Source organism: Amycolatopsis sp. cg5 (assembly GCF_041346955.1).
Classification (GTDB): domain Bacteria; phylum Actinomycetota; class Actinomycetes; order Mycobacteriales; family Pseudonocardiaceae; genus Amycolatopsis.
The window spans coordinates 4799450-4813903 of sequence record NZ_CP166849.1; the positions used below are offsets into that span (position 1 = coordinate 4799450).

The window sequence follows — 14454 nt, forward strand, 5'->3', positions numbered from 1 at the left end:
AGAGGAGATTCCGATGGGTTCGTTCGACGTGCCGCTGGACGACGAACGTACGCAGCTCGAGGCGTTCATCGAGGAGTACCGGACCGAGATCGAGTCCACACTCGACGGTCTGACCGAGTACCAGGTCCGCCGTGGGCTCGTTCCGTCGGCGACGACGTTGCTCGGGCTGCTCAAGCACGTCACGTGGATGCAGCGGGTGTGGTTCGAGGAGTGCGTCGGCGGGATGTCGCGCCAGGAACTCGGGATGGTGCGTACTCCGGACGAGTCGTTCCGGCTCAGCGACGACGACACGATCGCCTCGGTCACGGCGGCCTACCGGGAAGCCTGCGCCACGGCCAGGAAGGCGGTCGCGGACCTGTCGCTGGACAGTGTCGTGACCGGGCACCGGTCGGGGCCGCGCACGGTGCACTGGGTCTACCTGCAGGTGCTGCGGGAGCTGGCCCATCACTGCGGGCACGCCGACATCCTGCGCGAGCAGCTGCTCGCCGAGCAGGGCGGCTCGCAGCACCCGGTGAACGTCTGAGTCGAAGTACCGTGTGGACGGTGGAGAACACTGAGGCCAGAGCCCGGTTCGCCGCCGCCCGCGTGGCGCGGCTCGCGACCGTGGACGCCGCCGGGGTGCCGCATCTGGTGCCGGTGACGTTCGCGGTCGCGGGTGACGAGGTCGTGTTCGCGGTCGATCACAAACCCAAGTCGACGTTCGCGTTGAAGCGGCTGGCGAACATCGCGGCGAACCCGCGCGTGAGTTTTCTCGTCGACCACTACGACGATGACTGGGATCGGCTGTGGTGGGTCCGCGCCGACGGTGAGGCCGTCGTGACCGACCGGGCCGAACCGCTGAGCTGGCTACGCGCGAAATACCCGCAGTACGAGGAACAGCCGCCGCAAGGGCCTGTCGTGGTCACGCGGGTCGAGGTGTGGCGCGGCTGGAGCGCCTCCCGACGGAAAGGCTTGTCAGGCACGACCTGACGTCGTAAGGTTCCGCCTGACAAGCACGCCGCTGGGAGGAACCTCATGCCGTTGATCGCCGACTGCTCGTTCTGCCGCAAGTCCAACGACGAGGTGGGGAAACTCCTCGCCGGGCCCGGTGTCTTCATCTGTGACGGCTGCGTGGACCTCGCGGCGAAGATCATGGCCGGGACGCCCGCGTCCGACGCGCCGGTGGGGCCGTGGGAGGTGGAGATGTCGATGGAGGACGTGCTCGCCACGCTCGGGCCGGTCGCGGCCGCGCAGGCGCAGATCGAGCGGAATCTCGCCGTCTGGGTGAGCAAGGCGCGCTCGCTGGGTGCGACGTGGACGCAGGTCGGCGAGGCGTTGAGCATGACCAGGCAGTCCGCCTGGGGCCGCTTCTCTGGCGAGGTGTAAAGCCCGCTTTATCCCGGGGGATAAAGCGGGCTTTACTCCGTCTCAGTCTTTGCGGAAGGCCGCGACCAGGCGCAGCGGGTCCGGGCGCAGGAGCGACGCCGCGGAGTAGAGCGAGGCGGCGACGACCAGTGCGATGAACCACCAGTCGTAGAGGCCCTGCTCGCCGGTCGGGTAGTAGACGCAGACCAGGAAGACCGAGACGGCGACGACGACGGCCATGTGCTTCGGCTGCCACTTGAAGGCGGACAGGATGACGAAGCCCCAGGTCAGGTACCACGGCAGGGTGGGCGGCGCGAGGATCGCGACGGCCAGCAGCGCCAGTGCCATGTGGAAGACGGCCTTGTTGCCGCCGTCGCGAGCGAGCCACCACTGGCGGACCAGGTAGGCGGCGAGCGCGACCATCGCGATGGCACGGCAGACCGTCACGAACGGCGACGACGGGACGTTCACGACGATGTGCACGAGCGAGTAGAAGATCTCGCCGATGCCGGTCGGGAAGTTCAGCCAGTTCGCGATGAGCGTCGGCGCCTTCAGGCCGGTCGCCCAGCCGATGTTGAACGAGCCGAGCGAGACCCAGGTCCCGGCGACGAACACCGGCACGAAGATGCCCAGCGCGGGCAGCAGCGCGCGGAAGAAGTTGCGGGTCTTGGTGCCGCCTTCGAGGTGGTTGGCCCACATCCAGACGATGAACGGCAACGCGATGGCGGCGGTCGGCTTGATCAGCATGCCGATGGTCACCAGCGCCACGGCGACCACGTGCTTGCGCTCGAGCGCGGCGAGCACGCCGATGGTGAGGAAGCCGAGCATGAGCAGGTCGTTGTGCGGGCCGCCGACGAGGTGGATGACCATCATCGGGCTGGCGACCGCGAGCCACATGGTGACCGGGAGCCTGCCGCCGAGGTGCTTGACCAGGCGCGGCAGCGCCCACAGCATCATCGCGAGGCCGATGAGCAGCACGAGCCTGGTGAGGATGACGCCGGCGATCATGTTGTTGCCGGTGATCGAGACGATGCCCTTGGCGACCAGCAGGAACAGCGGGCCGTACGGGGCGGGCGTGGTCTGCCACAGCGGGTGCACGTTCTGCACGACGTCGGGGAGCACGTCCAGCTCGACGGGGCCGTGCTCGTACGGGTCGAGCCCGTAGAGCAGCTGGGCGCCCTGGCCGAGGTAGGAGAACACGTCACGGGTGAACAGCGGCGGCGACACCAGCAGCGGCGCCATCCAGCAGCCGGCGGCGACCAGGATGGGCCGGGTGCCGATGCGGCCGGCGAGCACGTAGCGGCCCAGGCGCACCCAGGCCCACACCACGAGCGCGAAGCCGGTGTAGAGGAAGACGTTCGCGAGTGCCCGGCCGTGGCCGTAGCGGATCCACGACAGCGGGCCGTGGCCGAGGACGGGGTCGCGGATCAGGATGCCACCGGCGCCGAGCGCGGCGATCATCAGCAGCGCGGCACCGATGGTGCCCATCGCGATGGTCCGGTACGGGAAGCGTGAGGGCACCTTGATGCGGTCGGCCAGTGGTTTTTCCGTGGCCGCCGAGGTGCGCTGCGCCGAGCCGTCTGCCTCCGGCGCTGGGTCTGTAGTGGTCGCCATGTCGATGGTGAAGATTACACACCGGTGCCGTAACGCCTGTCGGCAGACGCTGTTTTTCCCGATTCTGACAGGGTGTATGCACGCATCAGTCAACCGCCGTTCGGACGCTGACCCCGCCGGGCAGTGCCGCGAGCAGCGACTTCGTGTAGTCGTGTTTCGGGTCCAGCAGCACCTCTTCGACGGTCCCGACCTCGACGAGTTCGCCGCGGTACATCACGGCGACGCGGTCGGCGATGTTCCAGGCCAGCCCCAGGTCGTGGGTGATCACCAGGCCGGCGAGGCCGAGTTCGCGGCGCAGCCGCAGCAGCAGCGCGAGTATCTCGCCGCGCACGGACGCGTCGAGCGAGGCGACGGGCTCGTCGGCGACGATCACGCCGGGGTCGAGCGCGAGCGCGCCGGCGATGACCACCCGCTGGCGCTGGCCACCGGACAGCTCGTGCGGCAGCCGCGTGAAGAACTTCTCGGCGGGCCGCAGTTCGGCCGCTTCCAGTGCCCGGGTGACGACCGCGCGCTCGTCGGTGACGCCGTGGATGCGCGGGCCTTCGGCGACTGCCTCGTAGACGCTGTGACGTGGGTTCAGCGCGCTCGTCGGGTCCTGCAGGACGAGCTGAACGTGCCGCCGGTAGGCCTTGAGCCCGGCCGCGGTGGACGGCATCGCCTCGCCTCGGTAGCGCACGGTGCCCGAGGTGGGCTGTTGCAGCCCGAGCAGCGTTCTGGCGAGCGTGGTCTTGCCGGAGCCGGATTGGCCGACCAGCGCGACGATCTCGTCGCGGTGCACGTCGAGCGAGACGCCTGCGACGGCGTTGATCCGCGCGCCGGTGCGGTCCTTGAACGTCACGCGCACGTCTTGGGCGGACAGCAGCGCCTCTCCCCCGCGTTCGCGGCCGGGTTCGGGCGGCAGCGGGGTGCTGGTCGCGGGCGCGAAGCGGGACACCGGGTCGCCGACGGTCGGGAACGCGGCGGCGAGCGCCCGGGTGTGCGGGTGTTCCGGGGCGGCCATCAGCTCGGCGCTGGGCCGCTGCTCGACGAGTTCGCCGTCGTACATGACCGCGGTGCGGGCGCAGGTGGACGCGAGCACCGACAGGTCGTGGCTGATCATGATCAGCCCGATGTCCTGCTCGGCGACGAGCTTGCGCAGCAGGGTGAGCACCTGGGCCTGCACGATCACGTCGAGCGCCGTGGTGGGTTCGTCGGCGATGATCAGCCGCGGCGCGCAGGCCAGCGCCATCGCGATCATCACGCGCTGCTTCTGCCCGCCGGAGAGCTCGTGCGGGTACGCGCCGGCGCGGGCGGCCGGGAGGTCGACCTGGTCGAGCAGTTCCGCGACGCGGGCCTTGACCTGGGCTTCGGGCACGGTGGCGTGGATGCGCAGTGGCTCGGCGATTTGCTCGCCGATCTTGCGGACCGGGTTGAGCGCGTGCATCGCGCCCTGGAAGACCACCGAGGCCTCGCCCCAGCGCACGGCGCGCAGCCGTCCCCATTTCATGGTGGTGACGTCTTCGCCGTCGAGCAGGATCTCGCCGGTGATCTTGGCCGAGCGGGGCAGCAGGCGCAGCACGCTCATCGCGACCGTCGACTTGCCCGACCCCGACTCCCCCGCGACGCCGAGGGTGTCGCCGGGCTCCAGGCGCAGGCTGACCCCGCGCACGGCGTCGACGTCGCCGCCGCCGGTGCGGTAGGTGACGGTGAGGTCGTTGAGTTCCAGTAGCGCGGTCACGACCGCTCCCCCTTGAGCTGCGGGTCCAACACGGTCTCCAGCGCGCGCCCGATGAGCGTGAAGCACAGCACGACGGCGACGATCGCGATGCCGGGCGGCAGCACGTTCCACCAGGCGCCGCGGGTGACGCCGCCGTTGGCGAGCACCTCGTGCAGCATGTTGCCCCAGGAGATGACGTTCGGGTCGCCGACGCCGAGGAACGCCAGCGTCGCGTCGGCGATGACCGCGTTGCCGACGACGAGTGTCGTGTTGGCGAGCACGAGCGGCATCACGCCGGGCAGCACGTGTTTGCCGAGGATGTGCGCGTGGCCGCCGCCGAGCGCTTTCGCGCGCTCGATGTAGGGCCTGCCTTCGATGGTCAGCGTCTGCGCGCGGACCAGGCGGGCGGTGGTGGGCCACGCGGTGATGCCGATGGCCAGCACGATCGTCCACAGGCTCTTGGGCAGCACCGCGGCGAGCGCGAGCGCGAGCACCAGCGACGGCAGGACCAGGAAGAAGTCGGTGAACCGCAGCAGCACCGCCGAGAGCCAGCCGCCGTAGTGCGCGGCTGCCATGCCGACGATGGTGCCCAGCAGCACCGACAGCACCGTGGCGGAGAAGCCGACGAGCAGTGTCGCCCTGGCGCCCCAGTAGGTCAGCAGCAGCACCGAGCGGCCGGCGACGTCGGTGCCGAGCAGGTAGCCGTTGCCGGGGTCCTGGTAGGGACCGGCGGTCGCCTTGGTGACGTCGAGGCCGGCTTCGTCGGTGAGCAGCGGCGCGAGCAGGGAGGCGGCCACGATGATCCCGAGCAGCACGAGCCCGATGAACCCGCTCCTGGTGCGGGTGAACTCGCGCCACACCGCGGCGGCCGCGGCGCGGCGGCGGCGCCAGGCGATCGTGCGGGCGCTTTCGGTGTTCTCGGCGTTCTTGCTGGCCGTCATGCGGCACGCACCCTCGGATCGAGCACGCGGTAGAGCAGTTCCGCGAACAGGTTCATGGTGACCACCGAGCCGGTCAGCACGATGAACACCCCTTGCAGCACCGGGTAGTCCGGTCCTTTGAGCGCGTCGTAGGTGAGCAGGCCCAGCCCCGGCCAGCTGAACACCGCCTCCACCGACACCGAGCCGGACACGACGAGGCCGAACTGGAGGAACACCAGCGTCACCGTCGGCAGCAGCGCGTTGGGCACGGCGTGCCGTTTGCGGACGAGGTCGTCGCGCAGGCCCTTGGCGCGGGCGGTGGTGAGGTAGTCGGCGTTCATCTCCCCGATCAGCGACGAGCGCATGATCAGCATGTACTGGGCGTAGAACACCGCGAGCAGCGTCAGGCACGGCAGCGCGAGGTGGTGCGCGACGTCGACGGTCTGCGACCAGAAGCCGGGCGGTGTCCCTGGTGAGTGCATGCCGCGGCTGGGGAACAGCCCGCTGGTGTAGACCAGCAGGAGCAGGCCGAGCCAGAACTGCGGCACCGACCAGAGGGTGAGCGCGATGCCGGTGTTGGCGCGGTCGAAGAAGCTGTCGCGCTTCCACGCCGAGCGCACCCCGAGCCAGACGCCGAGCACGACCGCGAGCAGCGTCGCGGTGCCGACCAGCAGCACGGTCGGCCAGACGCGTTCGCCGATCATGTCGATGACCGGCCGGCTCTGCGCGACGGAGTTGCCCATGTCGCCGCGGGTGATCAGGTCCTTGAAGTAGGTCAAGAACTGCTCGGGCAGCGGCTTGTCGAGTCCCATGCTGGCCGCGAGCGCGGCCCGTTGCTGGGGATCGGTGGGCCGGTCGCGGACGCGGGTGGCGAGCGGGTCGCCGGGCAGCGCGCGGAAGAGCAGGAAGCCGAGCGTGATGACCAGCACCAGGCTGACCAGCGCGCCGCCGACCTTCGCGAGCACGAACCGGAGGGTGCCGGTGCCGCCGCGGCGCTCATCAGAATCGGTGAGCGCCGCGGACGGGTCCAGCGAACTGAGTGCGGTGGACAAGGTGTGCGTCCTACTCCCGGTCGTCCGCGGACTTGCCGCGCTTGGCGAGGATGACGCCGCCACCGACGAGCACGATCAGCACGACGGCTCCGATGCCGATCCAGAGCCCGGTGTTGCTGCCGCCGCCGCTGCCGTTGTCACCGCTGGACGCGGCCTGACCCGAGGCGGGGGTGGCGCCGTAGTAACCCCAGTAGCCCATCTGCTCGAGGATCGCGCCTTCGGGCTGGGGCTGCTTGGTGAACGAGGAGAAGTTGTCCGACCGGTAGGCCTCGAGGACGTTGTCGTAGTCGAGCACGACGTTGACGACCTGGCTGGCGAGTCGTGCCTGCGCCTTCTTGACGAGGTCGGCGCGCTTGGCCGGGTCGAACTCGACGAGCTGCTGCTTGTAGAGCTCTTCGTATTCGGCGTCGCAGAAGAAGTTGTCGGTGCTGCCGCCCTTGCCCTCGGCGTTGGGCCGCTGGGCGCAGGTCTGCAGCGACAGCGCGTAGTCCGGGTCGGGGCTGGTCGAGTAGCCGGAGATGGCCAGGTCGTAGTTGCCGGCGCTGGTGCGGTCGTTGAGCTCCTCGTCGGAGACGAGCTCGGGGGTGATGGTGACGCCGATGTCCTTGAACCAGCCCTTGATGTATTCGGCGGTGCGCTGGTCGAACGGGCGTGAGGAGTGGCCGGCGAGGCGCAGTTCGAGCTTGCCGCCACCGGGGACGGTGCGGACGCCGTCGGGTCCCTTGGCGTAGCCGGCGGCGTCGAGCGCGGCGCCGGCGGCGGCGAGGTCGAACTTGGCCAGCTCACCGGCGGCGGGCTGCCAGTGGTAGGTGGAGTACGCGGTGGGGACGACACCGGTGCCGACCTTGCCGTGCCCGGCCATCACGCGGTCCACAATGGTCTGCGGGTCGATGGCCTGCGCGAGTGCCTTGCGGAGCTTGATGTCCTTGAGCGCGGGGTTGCCGTTGCCCAGCGGCTTGTTGTCGACGGTCGTGACGCCGTGGTTGAAGCTGATCTCGTTGTAGCGACGGCCGGGCGCCTCGCTGGTGGTGATGCCGGGCTGGCCCTTGAGCGCGTCGAACTGGGTCGGCGTGAGCCGGTTGATGACGTCGACCTCGTTCTGCTTCAGCGCGTTCACCGCGGCTTCGGCGTCGCTGAACTTCAGCAGCTGCACCGAGTCGACCTTCGGCGCGCCGCGCCAGTAGTCCTTGTTGGCCTTGAACTTCACGAACTCGTTCGGCTTGTACTCGGTGAGCACGTACGGGCCGCTGCCGACGCCGACGACGTCCATCGTGTCGGTCTTGGGGTCCTTGAGGTCGGCGATCGGCGCCCAGATGTGCTCGGGCACGATCGGCACGTCGAGCGCGGTCATCGTGGCCTGCGGTGTCTTGGTCTTGATGACCAGCGTCGCGTCGTCGGCCGCGGTGACGGTGTCGAAGTTGGTGACGTAGCTGCCGTTCGCGGTGCGCGCGGTGGCGTCGGTGAGCATCTTGGTGAACGTGAAGGCGGCGTCCTTGGCCGTCAGCGGCTTGCCGTCGGACCACTTCATGTTCGGGCGGATCTTGTAGGTCCAGGTCAGCTTGTCGTCCGAGGCCGACCACGACTCGGCGATGCCGCCGGTGGGCTGGGCGTTCTCGGCCGACGGGAGGGTGAGGAACTCGTAGTTCAGCCGCCCGACCTGCGTGGCGGCGAGCAGTTCCGCGGTGAAGGGGTTGAGGTGGTCGATGCCGGTCAGCAGCGCTACCCGCAGCGTCTTGCCCTGTTGTGCCTGCGCGGGCGCCGCGAACGGCGCCGCCGCGAGCATCCCCGCGAGTACCGCCGCGCCGAGTCGCCGGCCGGAAATTCGCACCATGACCACCTCTGTTTTCTCGATTGGTCCCGCCCCAAGGCGAAGAACAAACCACTAACCCGCCCTATCGCGCAATATATCCCCAAACATTCGACTGCCTGATCGTTGCCCAGAAGATACCCTGCGTACACCTGCGACTCCACGGAGTGATCACGCCGACGTGGCGGTCATCCTTTGGTGGATCTTCTCCACGAACGCACCACCCAGCGCTTTTCAGGCGTGGATTAATGCGGATATCGCACATTTTCCGCATAAAACAGAACTGACAGCACCTTGACAGCGCTCGGTGTTTCACTCCCCCGATCATTCGACAGAAAACCCTGAGGAGTGATATGCGCAAAAGAACACTGGCCGGGATCGCCGCGGCTGCCATGACCATTATGTCAGTGGTGATCCCAGGTTCGGCTCAGGCCGACCCGCCGGGTCCGTGCGGTTTCTGGCACCGCGACGGCATGTATGCGATGGCCTATTACACGAACTGCAGTTACCTCGACGTGCATCGGGTGCACGTCCACAACAACTGGATGACGCCCGACGACGACATCTGCGTCGGCCGGAAGGAGACGAGGGCGCTCGGCTTCTACGAAGACCCGGTGCTCGGCGCGGAGCACACCGGCACGTGTTCGTCCTGAAGGGAGTCTGACATGCTGAAACGAACCATCGCCGCCATCGGCGCCGCCGCGACCGTGGCGCTGGGCCTGGCTGTCGCTCCCGGCGTGGCTCAGGCCGACCCGCCAGGTCCCTGCGGCTTCTGGCACACCGACGACCCGAAGACCCCGGCTGCTTATTACACGAATTGCAGCTACATATCCGTGCACCACATCGTCGCCGACGTCATCTGGTCACCCGACCAACCATACTGCGTCGCCGTGAAAGAAACGCTCTACCTCGGCGGCTACAGCAGCTACATTCCGGGCTATGTCCGGGGCGCCACCCACGATTACGATTGCTGAAATGAGTCGTGAGTGTTCCCGACGGTTCTAACCGTCGGGAACACTCACGACCCTCGGGGTGCGAGAATGCCGTAATCGTGGATCTTGCGGTAGATCGTCGCGCGGGACATGCCGAGTGCTTCGGCGGCGCGTTTCTTGTTGCCGTGGTTGGCGAGCAGGCTGCGGACGATGGCGTCGCGTTCCATCGATTCGAGCTGGCTGAGCAGGCGGCGGCTGACCGCGTGGTAGTCGGGCGGGAGGTCGTCGGGGGTGATCACGCCGGTGCGGCGCCGGTTCTGCACGATCTGGCGGAGCACCTGGTAGAGCTGGGCGGCGTTGCCTGGCCAGGTGGAGCGGGTGAGCAGCTGCATGGCGTCGTGGGCGCAGGTCAGGCCGGTGCCGTGGCTGAGCCTGGCGAGGAAGAGCGGGACGAGCTCGCGCAGGTCTTCGATGTGGTGGCGCAGTGGCGGAACCTCGACCGTGCGGCCGAAGCACTGGGCGAGTTCGGGTGCGATGGCGCCGGTGTGGGTGGCGGCGACCCAGCGGGTTTTCCGGTGCTCGGCGAGCAATTCCACCAAAGGATGAGGATCGGGTAGCCGATCGAGGTGGGTGATGACCACAGTGGACCGCTCGCGCAATTCCGCGACGACGCGCGGCACGGCGTCGGGGGTGCCGGCGTCGACGACGTGGATGCGGCGGTCGGGGTGGTGGCGGTGCTGCACGGCGCGGGCGAGCGCGAGTTTGCCGGTGCCGGGTTCGCCGGAGAGCAGCAGCCATTCGCGGGCGCCGAACGCGCGGTCGACCTCCTGGCAGCAGCGCAGCCAGGCGGGCGCGGTGCCCGCCAGCTCCGGCAGCAGCTTGCGGGGCCGGGGCGCGGTGGCCGGTTCCTCGTCGGGGCGGATCAGGGTGACGTGCACGATGCCGCCGGTCACCTGGTTGTGCCGCTCGACCGGGCGGCACGAGATCCGCGCGGTCTCCCCGGTCGGCAGTTCGACGACGACCGGCGCGCGATGCCCGCCGGCGAGTGCCTCGGAGGCGCGTTCGAGCAGTACGGACTGGTCGCCGGGGTCGAGCAGGTGGCGTGCTGGGTCGTTCATGATCACGACGTCGTTGTTGAGCGCGAGCACCATGCCGGTGGTGCGGCGGCAGGCCTGCAGGTAGGCCTGGAACAGTTCGAGCTCGCGCACGCCCGAGTCGACGAGCAGCGCCTGGCGGATCTGGTCGGCGGTGGTCTTGGCGAGCGCGATCATCAGCGGTCCGGCGTCGCGGCGCCAGCAGGTCAGGTCGACGGCGCCGACGGTCTTGCCGGTGATGGGGTGCTGGATGGGCACGCCGGCGCAGGCGAGGTCTTCGAGGTCTTCGGCGTAGTGCTCGTGGCCGAAGACGTGCATGGGGCGGCCGCCTTCGAGCGCGGTGCCGATGCCGTTGGTGCCGACGAACTCCTCGGCGTAGCTGAAGCCGGGTGCGAGGTTGATGCCGTCGAGGTGACGGTGCAGGTCGCCGTCGCCGGTGAGCCGTTCGAGCACGACGCCGGCGGGGTCGGTGAGGATGACGCTGATCGCCTGGCCGTCGAGCTGCTCGGACAGCCGACGCAGGATGGGGGTGGCGCTGCGGGCGAGCGGGAGTTCGAGGTCGGGGTTGCGCACGTAGGGCAGCTCGATGTGGTCCGCGGCGACCTTCTTGCGGTGGGAGCGCCACCATGACGCCAATATCGTGTCACGGACGTCTCGTGGATCGACTCGCTCGGCGGTGAGGAACTGCACGCGGGCATGGGCGAGCTTGCGCTCGTCGGCTGTCCCAGGCTGCGGCACTCCTGAAGGGTAGGCCAGTGCCGTCTCGCGGCCGTGTCTCAAATTGAGACCGGCGCACGATTGGGCCGGTCGTGTCATGGTTTTGTGGAGACCTACAACCCTTGGACCGTCGTCAACCTGGTGTTCGCGCGGCTCGCGGAAGAGGGGCTGCACCCGGTGCTCGGCGAGGCGGGCAATCCGGGCGACGCGGCGGCGGAACTGTTGCGCGCCTTGGGAATCGAACCGGCGCCGGAGGGCAACGCCTACGTCTCCCCCGCCATTTCCGCCGAGCTGGCCCGGTTGCGGGAGACCATGCTCGGTGACCGCTGATGTCTCATGTTGAGACCCGGTTCCGGCTTGTCTGCCGCTGTACTGCTCCTACCGGCCTAAAGGAGTGCCCATGAGTCGCCAGAGTGTGGCAAGAGCTCATCAGAAGATCCAGGAACTGTCCTGGGAGCCGGCTTACCACGAGCCGGTTTCGCAGTACGGGACGGATTACACGTTCCAGAAGGCGAAGAAGAAAGATCCGTTGAAGCAGGTGCTGCGGTCGTATTTCCCGATGCAGGAGGAAAAGGACCACCGGGTGTACGGCGCGTCGGACGGCGCGATCCGCGGGAACATGTTCCGGCAGGTGCAGGAGCGGTGGCTGGAATGGCAGAAGCTGTTCCTGTCGATCATCCCGCTGCCGGAGATCTCGGCGGCGCGGGCGATGCCGCTGCTGTTCCGCACGGTGCCGAACCCGGAGCTGCACAACGGGCAGGCGATCCAGATGATCGACGAGGTCCGGCATTCGACGATCCAGCAGAACCTCAAGCGCCTGTACATGAACAACTACATCGACCCGGCCGGGTTCAATTCGAGTCTGCGCAATTTCCAGAACGACTACTGCGGCACGATCGGCCGTCAGTTCGCCGAGGGTTTCATCACCGGTGACGCGATCACGGCGGCGTCGATCTATCTGACGATCGTGGCGGAGACGGCGTTCACGAACACGTTGTTCGTGGCGATGCCAGCCGAGGCCGCGGCGAACGGCGACTATCTGCTGCCGACGGTGTTCCACTCGGTGCAGTCCGACGAGTCGCGGCACATCTCCAACGGCTACGCGACGCTGCTGATGGCGTTGTCGGACGAGAGCAACCACCAGCTGCTCGAACGCGACCTGCGGTACGCGTGGTGGAACAACCACCGGGTGGTCGACGCGGCGATCGGCACGTTCATCGAGTACGGCACGAAGGACCGCCGCAAGGACCGCGAGAGCTACGCGGAGATGTGGCGCCGGTGGATCTACGACGACTACTACCGGTCGTACCTGGTGCCGCTGGAGAAGTACGGGCTGGTCATCCCGCACGACCTGATCGAGGAGTCGTGGAACCAGATCTGGAACAAGGGCTACGTGCACGAGGTCGCGCAGTTCTTCGCCACCGGATGGCTGGCCAACTACTGGCGGATCGACCCGATGACCGACACGGACTTCGAGTGGTTCGAGCACAAGTACCCCGGCTGGTACGACCGCTACGGCAAGTGGTGGGAGGCCTACAACCGGCTGGCGACGCCGAACGGGCATAACCCGATCGTGTTCGAGGACGTCGACTACGAGTACCCGCACCGCTGCTGGACCTGCATGGTGCCGTGCCTGGTGCGTGAGGACATGGTGATGGACGAGGTCGACGGCCAGGTCCGCACCTACTGCCACGAGATGTGCCGCTGGACCGACACGACCGCGTTCCGCCCGACGTATCAGGGCCGCAACACCCCGAACATGGGCCAGCTCATCGGCGCCCGTGAGTGGGAGACCCTCTACCACGGCTGGAACTGGGCCGACGTGGTCTCGGACATGGGCTTCGTCCGTGACGACGGCAAGACCCTGGTCGCCCAGCCGCACCTGAACCTGGACCCGTCGAAGATGTGGACCTTGGACCACCTGCGCCGCTGCCCGCCGCTGCAGTCGCCCAACGTCCTGCTCAACGAGATGACGCCGGAGGAACGCTCGGCCTTCCACGCCCGCTACACCCGTGGCGGCCCCGCGGGCCGGTTCGCCCCCACCGACTCCTGACCCGGTCAAAAATCCCAATGCGTCGTTCGGTCCCTGGTAGGTGCCGAAAGACGCATTGGGGACCTGCCGCGGACCGAAAGACGCTTTCGGGGCCTGGCACGGACCGAACGACGCATTGGGGACCTGCCGCGGACCGAAAGACGCTTTCGGGACCCACCAAGGACCGAACGACGCATTGGGATTTTTTCCCGTGCCCGGGTGAGGGAAGGCCATGGCGGACAAGCATGTCGTGCGGTTCGAGCCGGTGGGGATCGAGATCGAGGCCGGTGAGGAGCAGACGATCCTGCGGGCGGCGGCCGAGCAGGGGGTGATGCTCATGCACGGGTGCAAGGAGGGGCAGTGCGCGTCGTGCAAGTCGTTCGTGCTGGACGGGGATGACATCGAGCTGGATCGGTATTCGACGTTCGCGTTGCCGGACTACGAGAAGGAGGAGGGTTACACGCTGCTGTGCCGGGCGCACGCGTATGAGGATCTGACGATCGAGCTGCTCAATTACGACGAGGAGATGATCCGGTCGGGGTTGCCGATCGAGACCGTCGAGGCGGAGGTGACCAGGAACGAGCCGGTCACCCACGATCTGCGGCATCTGGTGCTCAAGGCGGACAAGGAGCTGAAGTTCTTCCCCGGCCAGTACGTCGACATCGGCGTGCCCGGCACCGAGCACACCCGGTCGTTCTCGATGGCGAGCACGCATGGACTGGAGTTCGTCATCCGGGTCTACCCGGGCGGGTTGTTCTCCGAGAAGCTCGCGACCGGGCTGCAACCGGGTGATCGGCTGACGCTGACCGGGCCGTTCGGGGTGTTCACGCTGCGGGACGCGCCGGACAAGCCGTTGGTGTTCGTCGGTGGCGGGGCGGGGATGGCGCCGATCCTGTGCCTGCTGCGGTCGATGGCCGAGCGCGGGATCGACCGTCAGGCCGTCTTCTACTACGGCGCCCGCCGACGAAAAGACCTCTGTTTCGAGAAGGAGCTCCACGAGCTGGAGCAGACGCTGCCGAGGTTCCGTTATGTGCCCGCACTGTCCGAAGAGGACTGGGACGGTGAGACGGGCTTGATCACCGATGTGTTGCGCCGCAACGAAACCGACCTGGGAAGCGCGGACGCCTATGTGTGCGGGCCGCCGCCGATGGTCGAGGCGGCGATCGAGTTGCTGCCCGCGCTGGGTGTGGACGGCAAGCGCGTGTTCTACGACAAGTTCACCACCACGGGCGATGAGAGTTGACGA

At 68.0% G+C, this 14454-nt stretch carries 14 protein-coding genes; 8 read left to right on the top strand and 6 right to left on the bottom strand.

From position 1 onward, the window contains the following. Positions 1-13 precede the first annotated feature (13 nt). From AB5J62_RS21555 to AB5J62_RS21565, 3 genes are read left to right on the top strand one after another with little or no spacing between them, the layout of a single operon-like run. On the top strand, positions 14-523 hold the full coding sequence (locus AB5J62_RS21555; RefSeq protein ID WP_370950100.1) for a DinB family protein: 510 nt from the start codon (positions 14-16) through the stop codon (positions 521-523). Positions 524-543: 20 nt separating this feature from the next. Next, positions 544-969, top strand: a complete 426-nt coding sequence (locus tag AB5J62_RS21560) for a TIGR03668 family PPOX class F420-dependent oxidoreductase (RefSeq protein ID WP_370950101.1) — start codon at positions 544-546, stop codon at positions 967-969. A 45-nt stretch (positions 970-1014) separates the two neighbouring features. Then, positions 1015-1365 (top strand): ClpX C4-type zinc finger protein, encoded by a 351-nt coding sequence (locus tag AB5J62_RS21565; protein ID WP_370950102.1) that lies wholly within the window; start codon positions 1015-1017, stop codon positions 1363-1365. A 42-nt stretch (positions 1366-1407) separates the two neighbouring features. Here the strand turns inward: AB5J62_RS21565 and mptB are convergent, their stop codons facing one another. From mptB to AB5J62_RS21590, 5 genes are all read right to left on the bottom strand, one after another. Further along, a complete protein-coding gene (gene mptB / locus AB5J62_RS21570; RefSeq protein WP_370950103.1) occupies positions 1408-2958 on the bottom strand; it encodes a polyprenol phosphomannose-dependent alpha 1,6 mannosyltransferase MptB in 1551 nt (516 codons plus the stop codon). An 85-nt stretch (positions 2959-3043) separates the two neighbouring features. Continuing rightward, positions 3044-4675, bottom strand: a complete 1632-nt coding sequence (locus tag AB5J62_RS21575; protein WP_370950104.1) for a dipeptide ABC transporter ATP-binding protein — start codon at positions 4673-4675, stop codon at positions 3044-3046. Beyond that, positions 4672-5595 (bottom strand): ABC transporter permease, encoded by a 924-nt coding sequence (locus tag AB5J62_RS21580; protein WP_370950105.1) that lies wholly within the window; start codon positions 5593-5595, stop codon positions 4672-4674. The genes AB5J62_RS21575 and AB5J62_RS21580 overlap by 4 nt, the downstream gene beginning before the upstream one ends. After that, positions 5592-6626 carry an ABC transporter permease gene (locus AB5J62_RS21585; protein WP_370950106.1) on the bottom strand — a complete coding sequence of 345 codons (1035 nt, stop codon included), beginning with the start codon at positions 6624-6626 and terminating at the stop codon, positions 5592-5594. Before AB5J62_RS21585 ends, AB5J62_RS21580 begins: the two co-directional genes overlap by 4 nt. Positions 6627-6636: 10 nt before the next feature. After that, positions 6637-8457 carry an ABC transporter substrate-binding protein gene (locus tag AB5J62_RS21590; protein ID WP_370950107.1) on the bottom strand — a complete coding sequence of 607 codons (1821 nt, stop codon included), beginning with the start codon at positions 8455-8457 and terminating at the stop codon, positions 6637-6639. A gap of 329 nt (positions 8458-8786) precedes the next feature. On the opposite strand from AB5J62_RS21590, the gene AB5J62_RS21595 reads away from it, so the two are divergent. Together AB5J62_RS21595 and AB5J62_RS21600 are read left to right on the top strand one after the other, a co-directional pair. After that, positions 8787-9086: a hypothetical protein gene (locus tag AB5J62_RS21595; RefSeq protein ID WP_370950108.1), complete on the top strand. Its 300-nt coding sequence runs from the start codon at positions 8787-8789 to the stop codon at positions 9084-9086. A 12-nt stretch (positions 9087-9098) separates the two neighbouring features. Further along, positions 9099-9407 (top strand): hypothetical protein, encoded by a 309-nt coding sequence (locus AB5J62_RS21600; RefSeq protein ID WP_370950109.1) that lies wholly within the window; start codon positions 9099-9101, stop codon positions 9405-9407. A gap of 44 nt (positions 9408-9451) precedes the next feature. Here the strand turns inward: AB5J62_RS21600 and AB5J62_RS21605 are convergent, their stop codons facing one another. Then, on the bottom strand, positions 9452-11197 hold the full coding sequence (locus AB5J62_RS21605) for a sigma-54-dependent Fis family transcriptional regulator (RefSeq protein ID WP_370950110.1): 1746 nt from the start codon (positions 11195-11197) through the stop codon (positions 9452-9454). An 84-nt stretch (positions 11198-11281) separates the two neighbouring features. Between AB5J62_RS21605 and AB5J62_RS21610 the strand changes: the two genes are divergently transcribed. The 3 genes from AB5J62_RS21610 to AB5J62_RS21620 all read left to right on the top strand — a co-directional run bounded on the left by AB5J62_RS21610 (position 11282) and on the right by AB5J62_RS21620 (position 14451). Next, positions 11282-11506, top strand: a complete 225-nt coding sequence (locus AB5J62_RS21610) for a hypothetical protein (protein ID WP_370950111.1) — start codon at positions 11282-11284, stop codon at positions 11504-11506. Positions 11507-11576: 70 nt separating this feature from the next. Next, a complete protein-coding gene (locus AB5J62_RS21615) occupies positions 11577-13229 on the top strand; it encodes a methane monooxygenase (protein ID WP_370950112.1) in 1653 nt (550 codons plus the stop codon). Between the two features lie 211 nt (positions 13230-13440). Further along, positions 13441-14451, top strand: a complete 1011-nt coding sequence (locus tag AB5J62_RS21620) for an NADH:ubiquinone reductase (Na(+)-transporting) subunit F (RefSeq protein ID WP_370950113.1) — start codon at positions 13441-13443, stop codon at positions 14449-14451. Positions 14452-14454 lie beyond the last annotated feature (3 nt).